This is a genomic window from Acetobacterium sp. KB-1 (assembly GCF_003260995.1).
In the GTDB taxonomy this organism is placed as follows: Bacteria; Bacillota; Clostridia; order Eubacteriales; family Eubacteriaceae; genus Acetobacterium; species Acetobacterium carbinolicum.
In genome coordinates this window covers 2035586-2053315 of the sequence record NZ_CP030040.1, presented here as the reverse complement: position 1 = coordinate 2053315, position 17730 = coordinate 2035586, and the positions used below count along the sequence as shown (strand labels likewise).

The window sequence follows — 17730 nt, the reverse complement described above, 5'->3', positions numbered from 1 at the left end:
TAAGATTAGAAGTCGAAATGTAAGTCGAAGCGATGGCAGGGCAGCTGCGTTTCCTTTATACTTTAGTTGTCGATAAGAAAATTTCAAATCATAGAGGGAGAAAAATAATGCGATTACTCGAAGTAAAGAATTTAAAAAAGATCTATACCACCCGGTTTGGCGGGAATCAGGTACAGGCGCTGTCTAATGTTAGTTTCTCGGTTGAACAGGGCGAATACGTGGCCATCATGGGAGAATCCGGTTCAGGAAAAACAACCCTGCTCAATATTCTGGCATCGCTTGATAAACCCACCAGTGGGGAGGTGTTTCTGGACGGTAAAAATATTGTCACTATCAAAGACAGTGACATTTCGGCCTTTCGTCGGGATAATCTGGGTTTTGTCTTTCAGGACTTTAATCTTTTAGATACCTTTTCGATTCAGGATAATATCTTTTTGCCGCTGGTATTGGCTCAGAAAAAATTTGAAGAAATGAACAGCCGGATTAAGCCCCTTTCGCAGCGATTAGAAATCGAGGAACTGCTACAAAAATTCCCCTACGAGGTTTCCGGAGGGCAAAAACAGCGGGCCGCAGTGGCCCGGGCACTGATTACCGAGCCCAAACTGGTGCTCGCTGATGAACCCACCGGTGCCTTGGATTCCAAGGCGGCGATGAATCTGCTAAAGATCTTTTCAACCATCAATGACCTGGGTCAGACGATCCTGATGGTTACTCACTCAGTGGCAGCAGCCAGTCATGCCAACCGGGTGTTATTTATCAAAGATGGCGAAATATACAATCAGATCTATCGGGGTTCGATGAGTAACGACGACATGTATCAGAAAATATCCTTTACCTTGTCGATACTGGCAACCGGAGGTGAGAACCTTGAATAAGTTTTTTTATCCCAAGTTGGCGCTGGTCAATTTAAAGAAAAACGGGAACACCTACATCCCTTATATACTGACTTGTATCGGATCGATTATGGCTTTTTATACCATCGTTTCAATCCAAAGCAATAAGGGATTAGACGCAATGCAAGGTTCGGAAAGCTTGAAAATATTATTATTCCTCGGGATTATTGTTATTGGCATTTTTGCGGTGATCTTTCTCTTCTATACCAACAGTTTTTTGATTAAACGACGAAAAAAAGAACTGGGATTATACAGTATTCTGGGAATGGAAAAGAAGCATATTGCCAGAGTGTTATTCTATGAAACGCTATTTGTGACGGTAATCAGTTTGAGTTTAGGGCTCCTTGGTGGGGTCCTGATTGGGAAACTGATGTTTCTAATCCTTCTTAACCTTGCTCATATTAAAAGTCCACTTGCTTTTAAGATTGATCAGATGGGTTTGTTATATACGACGGTTGTATTTCTGGCTATTTTTGGCTTGACCCTATTAACTAATTTTTTGCAGGTAAAGCTTACCAACCCCATTGATTTATTAAGAGGTGGGGAGCATGGTGAAAAAGAACCAAAATCTTCATGGCTGATGACGCTCATCGGCGTGATTTCGCTGGGAATTGGCTATGCGATTGCTTTATCAGTGCAAGATCCCATTGAAGCGATACTGCTTTTCTTTGTGGCCGTTATTTTTGTCATCATCGGAACCTATGCTTTGTTTACAGCGGGGAGCGTCACACTGCTAAAATGCTTGAAGAAGAATAAAAAGTTCTATTACCAGTCCCGAAATTTTATTTCAGTTTCCGGGATGATTTATCGAATGAAACAAAATGCTGTCGGTCTGGCTAATATTTGTATTCTCAGCACCATGGTATTGGTCACGATCTCCACGACGGTATCCTTATACATCGGTCAGGAAAGTATGCGGCGGGATTACTATCCCATGGATGTGAGCTTTATTGGTGCGGCTGAAACCACCGATTTTTCGGAGATTGAAAAAATTGTTGTAGCCGAAAAGACCAGTGCCAAGGTGGAAACAACAAATGAACTGTCTTTTGATATGAGTACCTTTACGGCCTTTAAGGAGGGCAGCCATTTTCTGCCGGATATGGTAACGGATGAGAACTTGGATCTAACGTATTATAATACGATCAGTAAGATTACCACGGTACCGCTAGAAGATTACAACCGGATGACGAATCAAAACAAAACCCTGGCAGAAAATGAAGTAATGATTTTTTCAGCCGGTGAGAATTACCAGGAACAAACCGTGGTTTTTGGCGAAAATCTGTTTTTGGTGGTTGAACAGCTCGAATCAGTGCCGATGGACTTCAAAAAGAAATTGATTACCGGAAATAGCTATTATATCATTGTCAATGACGAACAGATGATGTCGACTATTTACACGGCCATGAATGCCAATAAAGACAATGCTGACAGTGAGTCACCAGCGATTCATCACGCCATGATGTTTAATCTCAGTGGCAGTGAAGATAATATTAACCATTTTTCAAAACAGGTGAGGGCTTCGGTTAGTCAGCTCAATCCGGATATTGAGATAAGAAATATTTATGAATCACTGGCAGAACTTTATGGAATATTTGGTGGTTTTTTATTCCTGGGTGTATTTCTGGGCTCCCTCTTTATGATGGCCACGGTGTTAATTATCTATTTTAAACAGATTTCTGAAGGTTATGAAGACAGCGAACGGTTTGTCATTATGCAGAAGGTGGGGATGGATAAAACCGAGGTTAAAAAAACTATTGGCAAGCAGATCTTAATGGTATTTTTTCTGCCCCTGGCCGGAGCCATCATCCACGTGGCTTTTGCCTTTCCGGTTATTACTAAAATGTTAGCCGCCTTCCGGCTGACCAATATACCCCTAATTCTTTTATGCACGCTTGTGGGGGTTGTTGTTTATGCTTTAGTGTATACTGGGGTTTATCTACTCACGGCCAGATCCTATTATAAGATGATTCATTAATAGTTACAACGATTGGTTAATAAGAATCCCTCCCAGTTCATTTAATTAAAAGATCAGTGTTGCCTATCGTAATAGGGGCAGTTAATGGGCCTTATTGAAGGTTTGTAAAAAAATAGAGGGAGGCATCAAAGCTACATGTAAAACTGCTTTTAGCCTTAATTCACTTAAAAAAAACTGTACATTTATCGTATCCATGTTATAATATAACCACAATTAAATAAAAATGTAAAAAATCATTTAGGATGAAAAATTTCATTGAGGGAATCTGGTTAGAATCCAGAACGATCCGGTCACTGTAATTAGTTATGTCTCCTTAAATTGGCCACTGGGCACGTTTTGTCTGGGAAGGCGAGGAGAATAAAAGCTATAAGTCAGGAAACCTACTAATATGATGTACTAAAGTGTCCTTCCAGGGAAAAGGGAAGTTAGTAACATTAACAAAAGTTGGTTCTTGGTGTGAATCATAGAATTGATGGATATGTGTAATGATAAAACCTTTTTTCCCATAGTATTGTGGGGAAAAGGTTTTTTTTCGGTAAATTATCATAAAATGGAGGTTAGCATGGAGAAAATGAAAAAAACCATGACCGTTGTGGGAATCGCGTTTTTAATGGTTGTTTTGGCTGCCCAGCCTGTAAACGCTATGCATATTATGGAAGGCTTTTTACCCATTGGTTGGGCTGTTTTCTGGTGGGTGCTAGCCCTGCCGTTTATCGCCTTCGGACTCTATCAGGTTGGGAAGATATTCAAAGACAAACCTGAGCAAAAAGTTCTTTTAGCCATAGCAACGGCTTTTACCTTTGCCTTATCAGCGTTTAAACTGCCTTCGGTAACGGGGAGTTCTTCTCATATGACAGGGATCGGCTTGGGCGCGATCCTCTTGGGACCCTTTGCCACTGTAGTAGTTGGTACCATTGCGCTTTTGTTTCAGGCGCTGCTGCTGGCTCATGGCGGGCTGACAACTTTGGGTGCCAACGCCTTTTCGATGGCAATTGTCGGATCTTTTGTGGCTTACGGGATTTACAAAGGGCTGTCAAAAATCAATGTTCCCAAAGCCTTAACCGTTTTTTTAGCCGCCTTTATTGCCGATCTGGCAACCTATGTAACCACCTCCATCCAGTTGGGACTAGCCTTTCCGGACCCGGTCGGGGGGATTGTAGCTTCCGTTGTTAAGTTCTTAAGTATTTTTGCGATTACCCAGATACCACTGGCAATTATCGAAGGCATTTTAACCGTACTGGTGGTTAACGCCATTTACCAATATAAAGAAAAGGGGATTATTTCAAATGAAACTCTCACCGATAACTAAGGTTGTTCTGATTTTATTAATTGGCGCACTGATTATTATCCCTCAGATTGCTTTGCCGGACGCTGAGTTTTCAGGCGCAGATGATGCTGCTGGAACAGCCATCACCGCAATCGATGAAAATTATGTGCCCTGGTTTGAAAGCTTGTTTGATCCCGGCGAGATGGAAGAAAACCTATTCCTCTTCCAACAGATTTTAGGTGTCGGCGGTCTGGGAATCTGCTTTTTCTACCTTTATAAAAAGTCGAAAAAAAATGAAAAAGCCGATAAATCAGTGTAAATAGTAAGATAAAGCAGTACCGACACTTGTTACATCATGTTGTGACCTAGGGGTCAGACCCTGTGCATCAAGGCGGACACGGCGGGAGCCTGTCCGAGCTTGCAGTATACATCAGATTAACAATTGGTCGGTACGGGAGTTTGTCACCAACCTGAAGTCCGGCGACTTATATAAATATTAACTGCATCTTAGAAGGAGACAACCATGATTGATCGTTTTGCCCATACCAATAAACTAAACAATGCCAATCCTACTGTGAAGGTAGTGGTTTCGTTAGTCATGCTCCTTTCGGTTTTCTTCATCAATGAACCCCTGTATATGGCAGGGGTTTTTGGTGTTATGGTGGGGTGTACCCTATTGTGGGCAAAAATTCCGGTGCGGATTTATCTGCATACCCTGATTTTTGACTCCCTCTTTATTATCCCCGGAGCCCTGGCGTTATTGTTTACCATCGCCAGCGGAAGTCGTGGTAGTGGTGATTATTTATTTGCATTTAACTTTTTTCAGTTTACCATCGGTATCACTGCCACCAATCTGGTGCTGGCCAGCCTGGTTTTCTGTCGAGCGATGGCAGGAGTTTCCTGTATGCTTTTTTTAATTTACACAACCCCGGTGATGCAGATCGCCGGAGTCATGAAAAAAGCCCATATCAGCAATACTTTTTTAGAAATATTTGTTTTAACCTACCGCTTCATCTTTGATTACTGGGATAAACTTAAAGTCATGGCAACTGCCCAGGAATTGCGGTTTGGCTATCGCAATTTTAAAGTTGCCATCCAATCCATTGCAATGATGTTAAGCAATTTGTTTCTCATGGCCATTCAGAGCTACGAGGAGATGACACAAACCCTGGAATTAAAGCAATATCAGGGAGATTTTCATGTAAGCTATCGGAAAGGTCTGAAAAATGATTAAAACTAATAATTTGACATATCAATATCCGGACGGCACTAAGGCCTTAAAAAGTGTCTCTATTGACGGAAGTAAAGGGAATTGCATCGCCCTGATCGGTGAAAACGGAGCTGGAAAATCGACCTTGATGTCGGCGCTGATTGGGTTGATCAAACCAACGGAAGGAACCGTTTTTTTTAAAGAAGAACCCTTATCCTATAAGAAAAAAAATCTCTATGAATTTCGCAAATCGATTGGGCTGGTGATTCAGGAATCGGATAAGCAGGTCTTTTATTCCGGCATATATGATGATGTGGCCTTTGCTCTGAGGAATATGGGCATGGCTAGTGCGGTCATCGATGAGCGGGTGAAGGCGGCGATGGAAGCCACCGGCATCACACTTTTGGCCGATCGGCCAGTGCATTATCTCAGTTATGGGCAAAAAAAACGGGTGGCGATGGCCGGGGTTTTAGCCGTCGAACCGGAGATCATCCTGATGGATGAACCCACCTTAGGGCTCGATCCTAAAAGCAAGGCTGGGGTCAAAGCGATCATCAAAGGGGCACTGGCTAAGGGCATCAAGATTATTTTATCCAGCCATGATATGGATTTTATTTATGAATTTTGTGATTACACCTATGTGCTCCATCATGGCGGCGTGCTGGTAGAAGGTGAAACCACTGCGGTTTTTAAAAATACTGAAGCCCTGGAAACCGCCAGTTTGGAACAGGCAACCATGACCCGGCTGGAACAGTGTCTGGGGATTAAAGGGTTTCGCAGCATTGCTGCCCTGGAAGAAGCAATCAGAAATCAGAAAAAGGAGGTTCAAGTGGATGAAACTGGTAGTAGCGGGAATTAATCATAAGGATACACCTTTGGAAATTCGGGAAAAAGGGGCTTTTCTTCATCGCACCTTGAATGAGGCCATCCAGACCCTTTTGAATGAAGCGGATATAGCCGAGGTGATAATTCTTTCAACTTGTAACCGCAGTGAGATCTACGTCTCGACCCGAGACCAGGATGCGGCTGGGGAAATTTTAACCGATTTTTATCTTCATGAAAAATCAGCGGAACTGGCACCCTATCTTTTTGTTAAAAAAGAGCGGGAAGCGATGGTCCATCTCTATGAGGTGGTTACCGGTTTGGACTCGATGATTTTGGGCGAAGATCAGATTTTGGGTCAGGTCAAGGATGCGTTGGAAAAATCCCAGGCCATCAAGGGCTGTGGTAAATACCTGACGAAAATGTTTCGGGAAGCGATAACCTTTACTAAAAAAGTGAAAACCGATTATAAAATATCCGAAACCCCCTTATCCTTAAGCTCAACCGCGGTAAAGCATATCAAACGGGCGTATCCCGAGGATTATGGCGATAAAAAAATACTCATCATCGGGTCCGGGAAAATGGGTGTGCTGGCACTGCGCTATATGAAGGCCGAAGGCTTTTGTAACCCCTACATGACTAACCGTACCTTTCATAATATGGATCAGTGCGAGGCCATTCATGAAAACGTCCAGATGATCCATTATGAAGACCGCTATCAAGTCATTCCCGACATGGATGTGATTATTACTGCCACCGCATCGCCTCATGTTGTTTTGAAGGCCGCGGAAATGAAATCGCTGCGTAAACCGCTAACCGTGATCGATTTAGCACTGCCCCGGGATGTCGAAGAAGCCGTTGGCAGCTTACCTCAGGTAAAACTGCTGACCATTGATGATTTTAAAAATATGATGGATGAAAAAATGGCTTATCGGGTCAAGATTGCAAAAAAAATAGCGGCCGAAATTCAGGATGAAATCGATGGTCTGTTGTCCTGGGTGACCCACGCCAAGGTCGATAATATGGTTCGTGATTTAAACGAAACCTCCCGGCAACTGGCTGAGGAAACCATTGAAACCCTCTGCGGCCGATTAACCTTAAGTGAAAAAGAAGCGGTTTATTTGGCTAAGGTGATCCGCTCCAAATTTCGGGAAATGGTGATGCCGCCGATTAAACAACTAAAGTCACTGGAGTGTGAAGAACAAATTATTGGCATTGAAAAAACCGTGACCTATCTGTTCCCGGGAATTCAAGACAAAAAAACACAGGAAGATCAACAAAATGATGACACCGCTATTATTTAACTTGGAAAGCAAAAAGGTTCTGGTTGTCGGCGGTGGCAAGGTTGCTGCCAGACGGATTGTCACCTTGTTGGAAAACGGCATGCAGGTTATCGCGGTGAGTCCTGTTTTTTTGGAGTCGATCATTAAAACTGAGAATGGTCAGCTAACCCGGATTGATTCCGGCTATCACAAAGAGCAGCTCATTGGTGTCGATTTGGTAGTAGCGGCAACTGACAATCATGAGCTCAATGGACAAATTAAAAGAGACTGTGCGTCCCAAAAAATATGGTGCAATCGGGTCGATGATCCGAAGGATTCGGATTTTATTTTTCCTTGCGTTATTCGCCGGGGTGATTTAACCCTGTCGGTCTGTACCGAAGGGGCCAGTCCTTCTTTAACGAAGCACATTATCGACGATCTGGCCGACCGCTACGATGAAAGCTATACCGAAAAAACAGCCTTACTGCGATTACTGCGACAGGCTGTTTTAGCGGGTGATGGTGCGCCGAATGAAAAAACTGAAAAACTTAAAGAATTGTCCCGATGTTCCAATGCAGAACTCAGGTCAAAACTAGGAAATAACTGACAATTGGAGATAAGAGAAATGAATATAAAAGTTGGAACAAGAGGCAGTACTCTGGCCCGAACCCAAAGCCAGTGGCTGATTGATGTCCTGGCCAAAGCCCATCCGCAAATAAACTTCGAGATGGTGATCATTAAAACAAAAGGCGATCTGGTTCAGGATAAACCGCTTGATAAAATCGGTGATAAGGGATTGTTTACCAAGGAGTTAGAAGATGCGCTGCTATCCGGCGACATCCATATGGCCATTCACAGCATGAAGGATATGCCCTCAAAACTGCCCGATGGCTTAGCTTTGACGGTTCCAACCGTTCGGGAAGATCCCCGGGATGTCCTGCTGACGCCCCATCAGATTTCTTCACTGGATGAGTTGCCAAAGGGTGCGGTCGTAGCAACCGGAAGCAAACGCCGGATCAGTCAACTACAAAAACTGCGGCCGGATGTAGAAATCGTTGGCATTCGCGGAAATATCGATACCCGGATTCGCAAAATGCAGGAACAGCAGTTAGATGGTATTATTCTGGCCGCGGCTGGTCTCAAGCGGATTGGTCGGCTTAATGATAGCACCTATCAGACGGTAGCCTTGCCGGAGAACACCTTTATTCCGGCACCGGCTCAGGGAATTCTGGCAGTCGAAGTCCGGGAAGATAATGAGACGGTCAAAGAATTGATGGCTGCCATTAGTGATCACAACACGATCATTCAGATGAGTGCCGAACGCAGTTTTTTAAAGGCCTTAAACGGCAGCTGTCATATTCCGGTTGGTGCATTTTGTGAAATAAAAGCAGACACCATTGTGCTTTATGGACTTTATGGTTTGGAAGATGGTAGCCATGTGGTCACAAAGTCGATTGAAGGCACACCCGAGGAGGCAGAAAAGTTGGGAAAACAATTAGCAGCAGCATGTTATACCGCAGTGCATAAAAAAGTTGGGAAGGTTTATCTGGCTGGTGGCGGATGCGGAGATCCTGGTCTCTTAACCGTTAAAGCCAAGGCTATTTTAACCAAAGCCGATGTGGTGGTTTATGATGCCCTGGTCAATGAAAGCTTTTTAAATGATGCCCGAGCAGATGCCGAAATTGTTTATGTCGGCAAACGAGCTGGCAATCATGCCATGCGCCAGGAAGATATCAATGCCTTACTTGTCCAAAAAGGCTTAGAAGGCAAACTGGTATTGCGCTTAAAAGGCGGAGATCCTTATGTCTTTGGCCGTGGCGGCGAAGAAGGGGAAGACCTCTATGATGCTGGCGTCCCGTTTGAAGTGATTCCCGGGATTACCTCGGTTATCGGTGGACTGGCTTATGCCGGGATTCCGATTACCCACCGGGACTGCGTGTCTTCGTTTCATGTCATCACCGGACATTTAAAATCCAACGCCTATGATGGCTCATCGGATCTGGATTGGCCGGTGCTCGGTAAGTTAAAAGGCACCATCGTCTTTTTGATGGGCGTCAAGAATCTGGAAAAGATTTGTGACGAACTGGTTAAAAATGGCATGAATCCCGAAATGCCGGTGGCTGTGGTTCATCGGGCATCGACCCCCTATCAGCGGGTCGTAACCGGAAACCTGACCACCATCTACGACATTGCAACGGCAGCAAAAATCACCGCCCCCAGCCTGATTGTGGTCGGGGAAGTCGTCAATAAAAGGCAAAAACTGCGGTTCTTTGATCAAAAACCATTGTTTGGAAAAAACATTATCGTCACAAGGTCCCGGGAACAAAGTTCCCAGATGGTTGAAAAAATCACTGAGTTGGGTGGTAATGCGATTGAATTTCCAACCATCAAAATTGTCCCCATCAACGAAGCGGCCTGTGATGAAAAGGTAAAGTGCCTTAAGGACTACAGTCACATTATTTTTACCAGCATCAACGGCGTGGAAATCTTTTTTGACTCCCTGGCCCGCTGTGGCAAAGACGCCCGCGCCTTTGCCAATCTGCATATCACCGCCATTGGTGAAGGAACTAAAAAGGCCCTCTTAGCCCGGGGCCTCCAGGCCGATTTTGTGCCGGATAAATATGTCGGCGAAGAATTAGTTAGCGGGTTGGCGCCGTTGCTTAATAAAGACAGCCGGGTGCTGATTCCCCGTTCCCAAAATGCTCGGATCTATGTGGTTGAAGAACTAGCTAAAATCTGTCCGGTCGACGAGGTGAAAAGCTACGAAACCATCCGCGAAGATCACGCCACTGTTGATCCACTGGAAATGTTAAAGAACAAAGAAATTGATTATATTACCTTTACCAGTTCCACTACCGCCGAGTTTTTTGTCGAAAAAATCGGCGCCGCGCACATCAACGCGATCAACTCGGCAAAAGCGGTGTCAATCGGCCCCCAAACCTCAAAGAAATGCCTGGAACTGGGCATCGCTGTGGACATCGAAGCCGAAACATATACCATCCAGGGAATGCTGGATGCGATTTTGAAGGATGCTCAGAAATAAGATTTGAGTAAAAAAGCCGAGGTAGTACCGACAATTGTTATATCATGTTGTCTGCATCAAGGCGGACACGGCAGAGCCTGTCCGAGCTTGCAGCAGACAACAGATTAACAATTGGTCGGTACGGGACATGCAAATAACTAGAAGTAAATAGGAGGTCAGCAAGATGTTGCCAACACGATTACGAAAAAATACAGCGGTCAGGAATTTAATCAGAGAAACCCAGCTGTCCATGAATGATGTGGTTTATCCACTGTTTATCGTCGACGGAACTGGCGTGCGCAAAGAAATCGGCTCCATGAAAGATCAGTACCATCTGTCTTTGGATATGCTGGAGGCCGAAACCCTGGCGCTAAAAGAACTGGGCATCCGTTATGTCATTTTGTTTGGGGTTCCCGATGAAAAGGATAACGAAGCCACTCCCGCCTTTGTGGATGATGGTTTGGTTCAGGAAGCCATTCGGGTGATCAAAAAGGTTGATCCAAAAATGTATGTGATCACCGATGTCTGTTTGTGTGAATATAAAAGTGATGGCCATTGCTGTTTCTTTGAAGAAAACGGTGAGATCCGACGAGCCCAGACCTTAGAGACCTTAAGCAGAACGGCGCTCAGTCATGTCCGCGCTGGAGCCGATATGGTCGCTCCTTCGGATATGATGGATGGTCGCATTGACCATATGCGAGAAACCCTGAATCTAGCCGGTTATGAGTCGATTCCGATTATGGCCTACTCGGCTAAATTTGCTTCCAGTTTTTACGGCCCCTTCCGGGATGCCGCAAACTCAGCACCAGCCTTTGGCGACCGTCGCAGCTATCAGATGGACCCGGCCAATTCCCGGGAAGCCTTAAAGGAAATGGTTCTGGATATCGCTGAAGGTGCCGATATTGTGATGGTTAAACCAGCCATGCCTTATCTGGATGTTATCGTCCAGAGCAAGGAACTTTCCTATTTACCGATGGCCGCCTATCAGGTCAGCGGCGAATATGCGATGATTAAAAATGCTGTCGATGCCGATCTGATGGATCGTCGGGCGATCTTTGAAAGCCTGCTTAGTATCAAACGGGCCGGAGCCGATATCATCATCACTTATTTTGCCAAAGAACTGCAGGCCATGCTGAAGGATTATCAATAACAGCAAATCATTTATAAGTCATGAATCTATTGTTTAAGACAAACGCAGTACCGACAATTGTTACATCATGTTGTATGCCTCAAGGCGAACAGTTGCGAGCCAGCGACTGATTACTCGACGATTAGTGAATTAGCAACTGTACGAATTGCGCGCATACAACAGATTAACAATTGGTCGGTACGGTAGGGAGCGAACACCTGAGTTTTACATGATAGTGAAATAATTATTATTGGAGATATTATGAATCGAGAAAAATCAGAACAATTATTTATTGAAGCAGAAAAATATATTCCCGGCGGCGTCAATAGTCCGGTGCGGGCGTTTAAATCGGTGGACATGCCACCGGTTTTTATTGACCATGGCAAAGGTGCCAAGATTTATGATGTCGACGGTAACGCGTACACCGACTATATCTGTTCCTGGGGGCCACTGATTTTAGGTCACGCCTCACCGGTTTACTTTGAAGGGATTCAGGAAGCACTGGAGAAAGGCACCAGTTTTGGGGCCCCAACCGCCATCGAGGTTGAAGTGGCTAAGTTGATCACCGAAGCCTATCCGTCTATGGAAATGGTGCGGATGGTCAGTTCCGGAACCGAAGCCACGATGAGTGCCCTGCGGGTCGCCAGAGGCTATACCGGACGAGATAAGATCATTAAATTTGAAGGCTGTTACCACGGTCATGCTGATGGACTGCTGGTTAAATCCGGGTCCGGCACGCTGACCTTTGGAGTCCCGACCAGCTCAGGGGTGACCCCGGGAACGGCCAAGGACACCTTAGTAGCAACCTATAACGACATTAACAGTGTCAAAGCGCTCTTTGCCGAAAACCCTGGCGAAATTGCCGCTGTCATCGTCGAACCGGTGGCTGGGAACATGGGCGTTGTACCACCCGATCTGGATTTTATGAAAGGTCTGCGAGAAATTACCACAGCCGAAGAAACGGTGCTGATTTTTGATGAAGTCATCACCGGATTCCGTTTGGCTTACGGTGGGGCCCAGGAAGTCCTGGAGATTAAACCGGATATGACCACCTTAGGGAAGATCATCGGCGGCGGAATGCCCGTCGGCGCTTATGGCGGACGTCGGGATATCATGGCAACCGTGGCCCCTCTAGGCGGCGTTTATCAGGCCGGAACCCTGTCCGGGAATCCGATTGCCATGAAAATGGGACTCAACACCCTGACTTATCTGCGGGATCATCCCGAAGTTTATACCGAAATGGAAGAAAACGCCAAGCTGTTAGAAGCCGGCTTTAAGGCCAACATTAAAAAAACCGGGGTCAAAGCCCAGATGGTCCGTTTCAAAGGCATGACCTGCTGCTTCTTTACCGATGTGCCCATCGATGGCTACGCTGCCGTGATGACCTCGGATACCAAAGCCTATACCAAATATTTCAAAGCGATGCTTAATGCCGGTAACCTGATGCCGCCAGCCCAATTCGAAGGCATTTTCCTCTCCTCCGCCCACACCAAAGCGGACCTCGAAAAAACCATCGCTGACCATTATCAGGCATTAAAAAAAATATAAGTAAAAAAATGCAAGCATTAATAAGCTTTGCTGTTAGACCAAATACTTTGTTTTTTTAGGCGCCTAGAAATAGACATAATTGATCCAGCCTAAAGCTGTTGATAAAAATGATGTAGTACCGACAATTGTTACATCATGTTGTACGCATCGGAGCGGACACGGCATTGCTGTCCGATTCCGCGGCGAACAACAGATTAACAATTGGTCGGCACGGTAACATTTGACAAACCTTGCCGGTACGAAAACAGTTTAGTATTTAGGATCGTCAGCAAAGCTACCCCAAGTTCTATAATAACAAATAACATAAAATAGGAGAATCACTTAATGGAAAAGAAAGCATTACTGGTCATCAGTTTTGGTACATCTTACCCTGAAACCCGAAAAAAAACCATTGCAGCAACCGAAAAGCATCTACAAAAGGCTTTCCCGGACCATGATTTTTATCGCGCCTTTACCTCCCGGATGATCATTAATAAACTTAAGAAACGCGATGGTGAAGCAGTTGATGTTCCCCAGGAAGTTTTAAAAAAACTCAAGGCAGCCGGTTATACCCATGTGCAGTGTCAAACCACCCACATCATCAACGGCCATGAGTATGATATCACTCTAAAAGAACTGAAGGCCTTTGAAAAAGATTTTAAGTCTCTGACCCTGGGTCGGCCACTGTTAACCACAGTGGAAGATTATGAAGAGACAGTGGACATCGTGATGAAACAAATGCCCAAACTCAAAAAAGGCGAAGCCCTGGTCTATATGGGCCATGGCAGCGACCACCATGCCAATTCAACCTATCCGTGCCTGGATTATATGTTTAAAATGAAGGGCTATGAGGATGTTTATGTGGGAACCGTAGAAGGTTTCCCGGAGCTGGAAAACATTGTGCCATTACTTCAGGAGAAGAAATACAAAAAGATTTATTTGGCGCCCTTTATGCTGGTGGCTGGTGATCACGCCATTAATGACATGGCCAGTGATGATGAAGACTCCTGGAAGGCGGTTCTTGAAGAAGAGCGGTTTAAAGTGGAGTGTATCCTCGAAGGTTTGGGTGAATACACCGGCATTCAGAACATGTTTTTAGATCATTTAAAAAAAGCACAGCCCGTTACAGAAATGTAGGGACATTATAAAGTTTAGGAGAAATATTTGATGAATACAGTGTATATGGTGGGTGCAGGCCCAGGAGATCCAGAGCTGATTACCGTTAAGGGTCAACGAATTGTTAATGAAGCAGATATTATTATTTATGCCGGTTCTTTAGTCAATAAAGCCATTATTGCCGGTCACAAAGCCGATGCCGAAATTTTTAATTCCGCATCGATGACCTTAGATGATGTCATCGCCGTGATTAAACGGGGAACCGAAGAAGGCAAGAAAATTGCCCGGGTTCATACCGGTGACCCCTCCATTTATGGCGCTATCCGTGAACAGATGGACCGACTTGACGAACTCGGAATTCCCTTTGATGTGATCCCTGGAGTCAGCTCCTTTGTCGCATCAGCAGCAGCTCTTAAAAAAGAGTTTACCCTGCCGGATGTATCCCAAACGGTTATTTTAACCCGCCTGGAAGGTCGAACCCCCGTTCCGGAAAAAGAAAAGCTGGAAGATCTGGCATCGCATCAGGCTTCCATGTGTATTTTTCTGTCGGTCCAAATGATTGATGATGTAGTGGCACGACTCATGAAACATTACGCCCCAACCACCCCAATTGCCATTATCCAACGGGCAACCTGGGAAGATCAGAAAATTGTCATGGGCACCCTGGAAACCATTGCTCAGAAAGTCAAAGATGAAAATATTACCAAAACTGCCCAAATTTTAGTAGGTGATTTCCTGGGCGATCAGTACAGCTTATCCAAGCTTTATGATCCCAGCTTTACCCATGAATACCGTCAAGGAGTTTTGTAAAACCGTGAAAACAGAAAAATGGGCCATAGTCACCCTGTCACAAGATGGCGTGGCCCTGGCAAAGCGGCTGGCAGAACATCTGGATGACCGCGAATGCCACATCTACACCAAGGAAAAATATGCCAACGAAACCACCAAAATCATCACCACGGATATTTCTACCTTTATGGGCAGCATTAGCGGGGCGTATCAGATCATCTGTTGCATTATGGCAACCGGCATTGTCGTCCGGGCGATAGCCCCCCATCTAAAGCATAAATCCTCTGATCCGGGAATTCTGGTGATGGATACCAAGGGGGCGTTTGTAATTAGTCTGCTGTCCGGTCATTTGGGTGGTGCCAATGATGCCGCTCGGCTGGTGGCTAAACGCCTTTCGGCCCAGGCGGTTATTACCACTGGCACCGATGTGAAAGGAACCATGGCTGTGGATGTGTTGGCCCAGAAAATTAAGTGTGCGATTGATGATTTTACGGCTGCCAAAGACGTAACAGCCTTGATCCTAAATGGTGACCCGATTGCTTTAGTTAATCGGGAAAACTGTGATTTGGATGCGGTTATCCTGCCTAAGAACATCGAAACGGTGGCAGATTTAACCGAGCTAACGAAATATCTGGGCGTTATTATTACGACTTTGGATACAAAAAAAGCAGAATTGCCAATTCCCAGTGTTAAGCTGGTTCCCCGAAAACTGGTGCTGGGCGTAGGCTGTCGTCGGGATACCCCGGGAGAACGGATCATCGCGGCGATCCAGGAGACCTTAGCGTCTCTGAATCTTAATGTCAAAGGGATTAAATCTCTGGCCACCATCGGCTTAAAAGCCGAAGAAGCGGGAATTATCGAAGCCTGTGCCTTTTTCGCGGCTAAAAAAGTCATTATCCCCAATGAAATGGTGCAAATGGTCCAAAGCCGTTTTGAAGGATCGGATTTCGTTTTCAAAACAACCGGTTTATATGCCGTTTCCGAACCCTGTGGTTTTGTCGCCTCCGGATTTGGAAAATGCCTGCGGGAAAAACAGAAACTGGGCGGAATCACTCTATCGGTGTGGCTGGATGAAAATTAGAAATAAGAAAATTTACAAACAATAATTGCTTTGCTGTCTGTTTCGCACAAACGGATAAGAAAGCAGCACTGCACTATTGTAATAAAAACCTTGCTAAAAAAAGGAGAAAAGATGAGCAAAATTTATGTCACAGGGATTGGTCCCGGACTGTATGAACATATGACCGAGGCGGCAAAAGCCAGCCTGGCTGATGCTGATATTATTGTCGGCTACAAAACCTACATCGATATTATTGCCGATTTAATTGGCGACAAGGAAGTCCTTTCTTCCGGAATGCGGCGCGAAATTGACCGTTGTGAAAAAGCCTTGGAACTGGCTGAACAGGGCAAAAAAATCTGCCTGGTTAGCAGCGGCGATGCCGGTGTTTTCGGGATGGCCGGCATTATGTTAGAAATCGTTGAGTCAAAAAATAGTGATGTGGAAGTTGAAATTATTCCCGGTATTTCAGCCGCCAATGCGGCCGCTTCAACCCTCGGTGCGCCGCTGATGCATGACTACGCCGTCATTAGTCTTAGCGACCTGCTCACTGATTGGGCAGTCATTGAAAAACGTTTGCACTGCGCCGGTGAAGGAGATTTTATTATTAGTCTCTATAATCCCAAAAGCAAAGGCCGTCCCCACAATATTGAAAGTGCCCAGAAAATTTTACTAGAATATAAAGCTCCGGAAACCCCAGTGGGAATTGTTCGTAATGCCAAACGTAAGGACGAGTCTTATGTGATTACAACCCTCAAAAAAATGCACGAAGCAGATATTGATATGTTTTCGATGGTTATCATCGGTAATTCCAAAACCTATGTGACTAGGGATCAACTAAAAATGATTACCCCGAGAGGTTATCAGCTTTGATACTGGTATTGGGAGGAACCCTCGACAGCCGCTTATTAACCAATCTTCTGCTTGAAGAAGGGAAGGAAGTCTGTTATTCGTCACTGACCAATATTGCCACCGATCAGATCTCTGAAAACCCCCTTCTGACCAAGATTTCAGGACAATTGGACGCCAGCACCCTGCGGGAAACGATTACCATTTACAATATTAATCTCTGTATTGACGCCACCCACCCCTATGCTCAGGAAATTTCTGAAAACGCCATTTGGGCTTGTGATGCCATGAATGTGGACTATATTCGGCTGGAAAGGCCGTCGAACATCGACGAAGGAAATGATAGTGTGGCCTACAATACCTATGAGGAAGCACGCGACTATTTAATCGGTGCGATGGGGAAAAGTGATAAGAATATTCTTTTAACCACGGGGAGTCGACAACTGGAAGCCTTTGAAGGCCTGCCCAAAAACCGAACCTATATCCGGGTATTGCCGACAGCCGGGGTTTTAGTAAAGTGCGAAAACCTGGGCTACAAGCCCCGACATATTCTGGCTCTACAGGGCCCATTCTCGGTTGAAATGAATGTCGCCACCATGAAAGAATACAAGATCGGCTTTGTCGTCACCAAAGATAGCGGCGATATTGGCGGCATCCGTGAAAAGGTTGAAGCGGCCCGACAAGTCAATGCCAAAATCCTATTTATCCGTCGCCCCGCCGTCGCCTATCCTCGGTCTGTCACCACCGTTGAAGACGCCGTTGTTTGTGCATTGAAAAATCATTAGAAAAAAAGCTCACGTCAGTATCTTAAT

At 45.2% G+C, this 17730-nt stretch carries 16 protein-coding genes and 1 riboswitch; all 16 genes read left to right on the top strand.

The window, feature by feature from the left end; translation table 11 throughout:
• Positions 1 to 107: 107 nt before the first annotated feature.
• Positions 108 to 875 (top strand): ABC transporter ATP-binding protein, encoded by a 768-nt coding sequence (locus tag DOZ58_RS09585; RefSeq protein ID WP_111888077.1) that lies wholly within the window; start codon positions 108 to 110, stop codon positions 873 to 875.
• On the top strand, positions 868 to 2868 hold the full coding sequence (locus DOZ58_RS09580) for an FtsX-like permease family protein (protein WP_111888076.1): 2001 nt from the start codon (positions 868 to 870) through the stop codon (positions 2866 to 2868). Before DOZ58_RS09585 ends, DOZ58_RS09580 begins: the two co-directional genes overlap by 8 nt.
• 221 nt (positions 2869 to 3089) lie before the next feature.
• Positions 3090 to 3271, top strand: a riboswitch (cobalamin riboswitch).
• A gap of 168 nt (positions 3272 to 3439) precedes the next feature.
• Positions 3440 to 4177 (top strand): energy-coupling factor ABC transporter permease, encoded by a 738-nt coding sequence (locus DOZ58_RS09575; protein WP_111889732.1) that lies wholly within the window; start codon positions 3440 to 3442, stop codon positions 4175 to 4177.
• Positions 4155 to 4454: an energy-coupling factor ABC transporter substrate-binding protein gene (locus DOZ58_RS09570; RefSeq protein WP_111888075.1), complete on the top strand. Its 300-nt coding sequence runs from the start codon at positions 4155 to 4157 to the stop codon at positions 4452 to 4454. The genes DOZ58_RS09575 and DOZ58_RS09570 overlap by 23 nt, the downstream gene beginning before the upstream one ends.
• 204 nt (positions 4455 to 4658) lie before the next feature.
• Positions 4659 to 5369 (top strand): cobalt ECF transporter T component CbiQ, encoded by a 711-nt coding sequence (gene cbiQ / locus DOZ58_RS09565; RefSeq protein WP_111888074.1) that lies wholly within the window; start codon positions 4659 to 4661, stop codon positions 5367 to 5369.
• Complete coding sequence (locus tag DOZ58_RS09560) at positions 5362 to 6204, top strand: energy-coupling factor ABC transporter ATP-binding protein (RefSeq protein ID WP_111888073.1); 843 nt, start codon at positions 5362 to 5364, stop codon at positions 6202 to 6204. The genes cbiQ and DOZ58_RS09560 overlap by 8 nt, the downstream gene beginning before the upstream one ends.
• On the top strand, positions 6179 to 7471 hold the full coding sequence (gene hemA / locus DOZ58_RS09555) for a glutamyl-tRNA reductase (RefSeq protein WP_111888072.1): 1293 nt from the start codon (positions 6179 to 6181) through the stop codon (positions 7469 to 7471). Before DOZ58_RS09560 ends, hemA begins: the two co-directional genes overlap by 26 nt.
• On the top strand, positions 7449 to 8036 hold the full coding sequence (locus DOZ58_RS09550; RefSeq protein WP_111888071.1) for a bifunctional precorrin-2 dehydrogenase/sirohydrochlorin ferrochelatase: 588 nt from the start codon (positions 7449 to 7451) through the stop codon (positions 8034 to 8036). Before hemA ends, DOZ58_RS09550 begins: the two co-directional genes overlap by 23 nt.
• An 18-nt stretch (positions 8037 to 8054) precedes the next feature.
• Positions 8055 to 10472 (top strand): hydroxymethylbilane synthase, encoded by a 2418-nt coding sequence (gene hemC / locus DOZ58_RS09545; RefSeq protein ID WP_111888070.1) that lies wholly within the window; start codon positions 8055 to 8057, stop codon positions 10470 to 10472.
• A 163-nt stretch (positions 10473 to 10635) separates the two neighbouring features.
• Positions 10636 to 11601 carry a porphobilinogen synthase gene (gene hemB / locus DOZ58_RS09540; protein ID WP_111888069.1) on the top strand — a complete coding sequence of 322 codons (966 nt, stop codon included), beginning with the start codon at positions 10636 to 10638 and terminating at the stop codon, positions 11599 to 11601.
• Positions 11602 to 11841: 240 nt separating this feature from the next.
• Positions 11842 to 13128: a glutamate-1-semialdehyde 2,1-aminomutase gene (hemL, locus tag DOZ58_RS09535; protein ID WP_111888068.1), complete on the top strand. Its 1287-nt coding sequence runs from the start codon at positions 11842 to 11844 to the stop codon at positions 13126 to 13128.
• Between the two features lie 324 nt (positions 13129 to 13452).
• Positions 13453 to 14244: a sirohydrochlorin cobaltochelatase gene (locus tag DOZ58_RS09530; protein WP_111888067.1), complete on the top strand. Its 792-nt coding sequence runs from the start codon at positions 13453 to 13455 to the stop codon at positions 14242 to 14244.
• 27 nt (positions 14245 to 14271) lie between these two features.
• Positions 14272 to 15033: a precorrin-4 C(11)-methyltransferase gene (cobM, locus tag DOZ58_RS09525; RefSeq protein ID WP_204355386.1), complete on the top strand. Its 762-nt coding sequence runs from the start codon at positions 14272 to 14274 to the stop codon at positions 15031 to 15033.
• 4 nt (positions 15034 to 15037) lie between these two features.
• Positions 15038 to 16093 (top strand): cobalt-precorrin 5A hydrolase, encoded by a 1056-nt coding sequence (locus DOZ58_RS09520; RefSeq protein ID WP_111888065.1) that lies wholly within the window; start codon positions 15038 to 15040, stop codon positions 16091 to 16093.
• Between the two features lie 111 nt (positions 16094 to 16204).
• The gene (gene cobJ / locus DOZ58_RS09515) at positions 16205 to 16942 is read left to right on the top strand and encodes a precorrin-3B C(17)-methyltransferase (protein WP_111888064.1); all 738 of its coding nucleotides are present in this window, start codon (positions 16205 to 16207) and stop codon (positions 16940 to 16942) included.
• Positions 16939 to 17703 (top strand): precorrin-6A reductase, encoded by a 765-nt coding sequence (cobK, locus tag DOZ58_RS09510; protein WP_111888063.1) that lies wholly within the window; start codon positions 16939 to 16941, stop codon positions 17701 to 17703. Before cobJ ends, cobK begins: the two co-directional genes overlap by 4 nt.
• The last annotated feature ends 27 nt before the right edge of the window (positions 17704 to 17730 follow it).

Coding starts and splice junctions, on each gene's coding strand:
- hemA (WP_111888072.1), top strand. CDS start 6,179: ATGAAACTGGTAGTAGCGGGAATTAATCATAAGGATACACCTTTGGAA.
- DOZ58_RS09585 (WP_111888077.1), top strand. CDS start 108: ATGCGATTACTCGAAGTAAAGAATTTAAAAAAGATCTATACCACCCGG.
- DOZ58_RS09530 (WP_111888067.1), top strand. CDS start 13,453: ATGGAAAAGAAAGCATTACTGGTCATCAGTTTTGGTACATCTTACCCT.
- DOZ58_RS09560 (WP_111888073.1), top strand. CDS start 5,362: ATGATTAAAACTAATAATTTGACATATCAATATCCGGACGGCACTAAG.
- hemL (WP_111888068.1), top strand. CDS start 11,842: ATGAATCGAGAAAAATCAGAACAATTATTTATTGAAGCAGAAAAATAT.
- DOZ58_RS09575 (WP_111889732.1), top strand. CDS start 3,440: ATGAAAAAAACCATGACCGTTGTGGGAATCGCGTTTTTAATGGTTGTT.
- hemB (WP_111888069.1), top strand. CDS start 10,636: ATGTTGCCAACACGATTACGAAAAAATACAGCGGTCAGGAATTTAATC.
- DOZ58_RS09570 (WP_111888075.1), top strand. CDS start 4,155: ATGAAACTCTCACCGATAACTAAGGTTGTTCTGATTTTATTAATTGGC.
- cobJ (WP_111888064.1), top strand. CDS start 16,205: ATGAGCAAAATTTATGTCACAGGGATTGGTCCCGGACTGTATGAACAT.
- cbiQ (WP_111888074.1), top strand. CDS start 4,659: ATGATTGATCGTTTTGCCCATACCAATAAACTAAACAATGCCAATCCT.
- DOZ58_RS09550 (WP_111888071.1), top strand. CDS start 7,449: ATGATGACACCGCTATTATTTAACTTGGAAAGCAAAAAGGTTCTGGTT.
- hemC (WP_111888070.1), top strand. CDS start 8,055: ATGAATATAAAAGTTGGAACAAGAGGCAGTACTCTGGCCCGAACCCAA.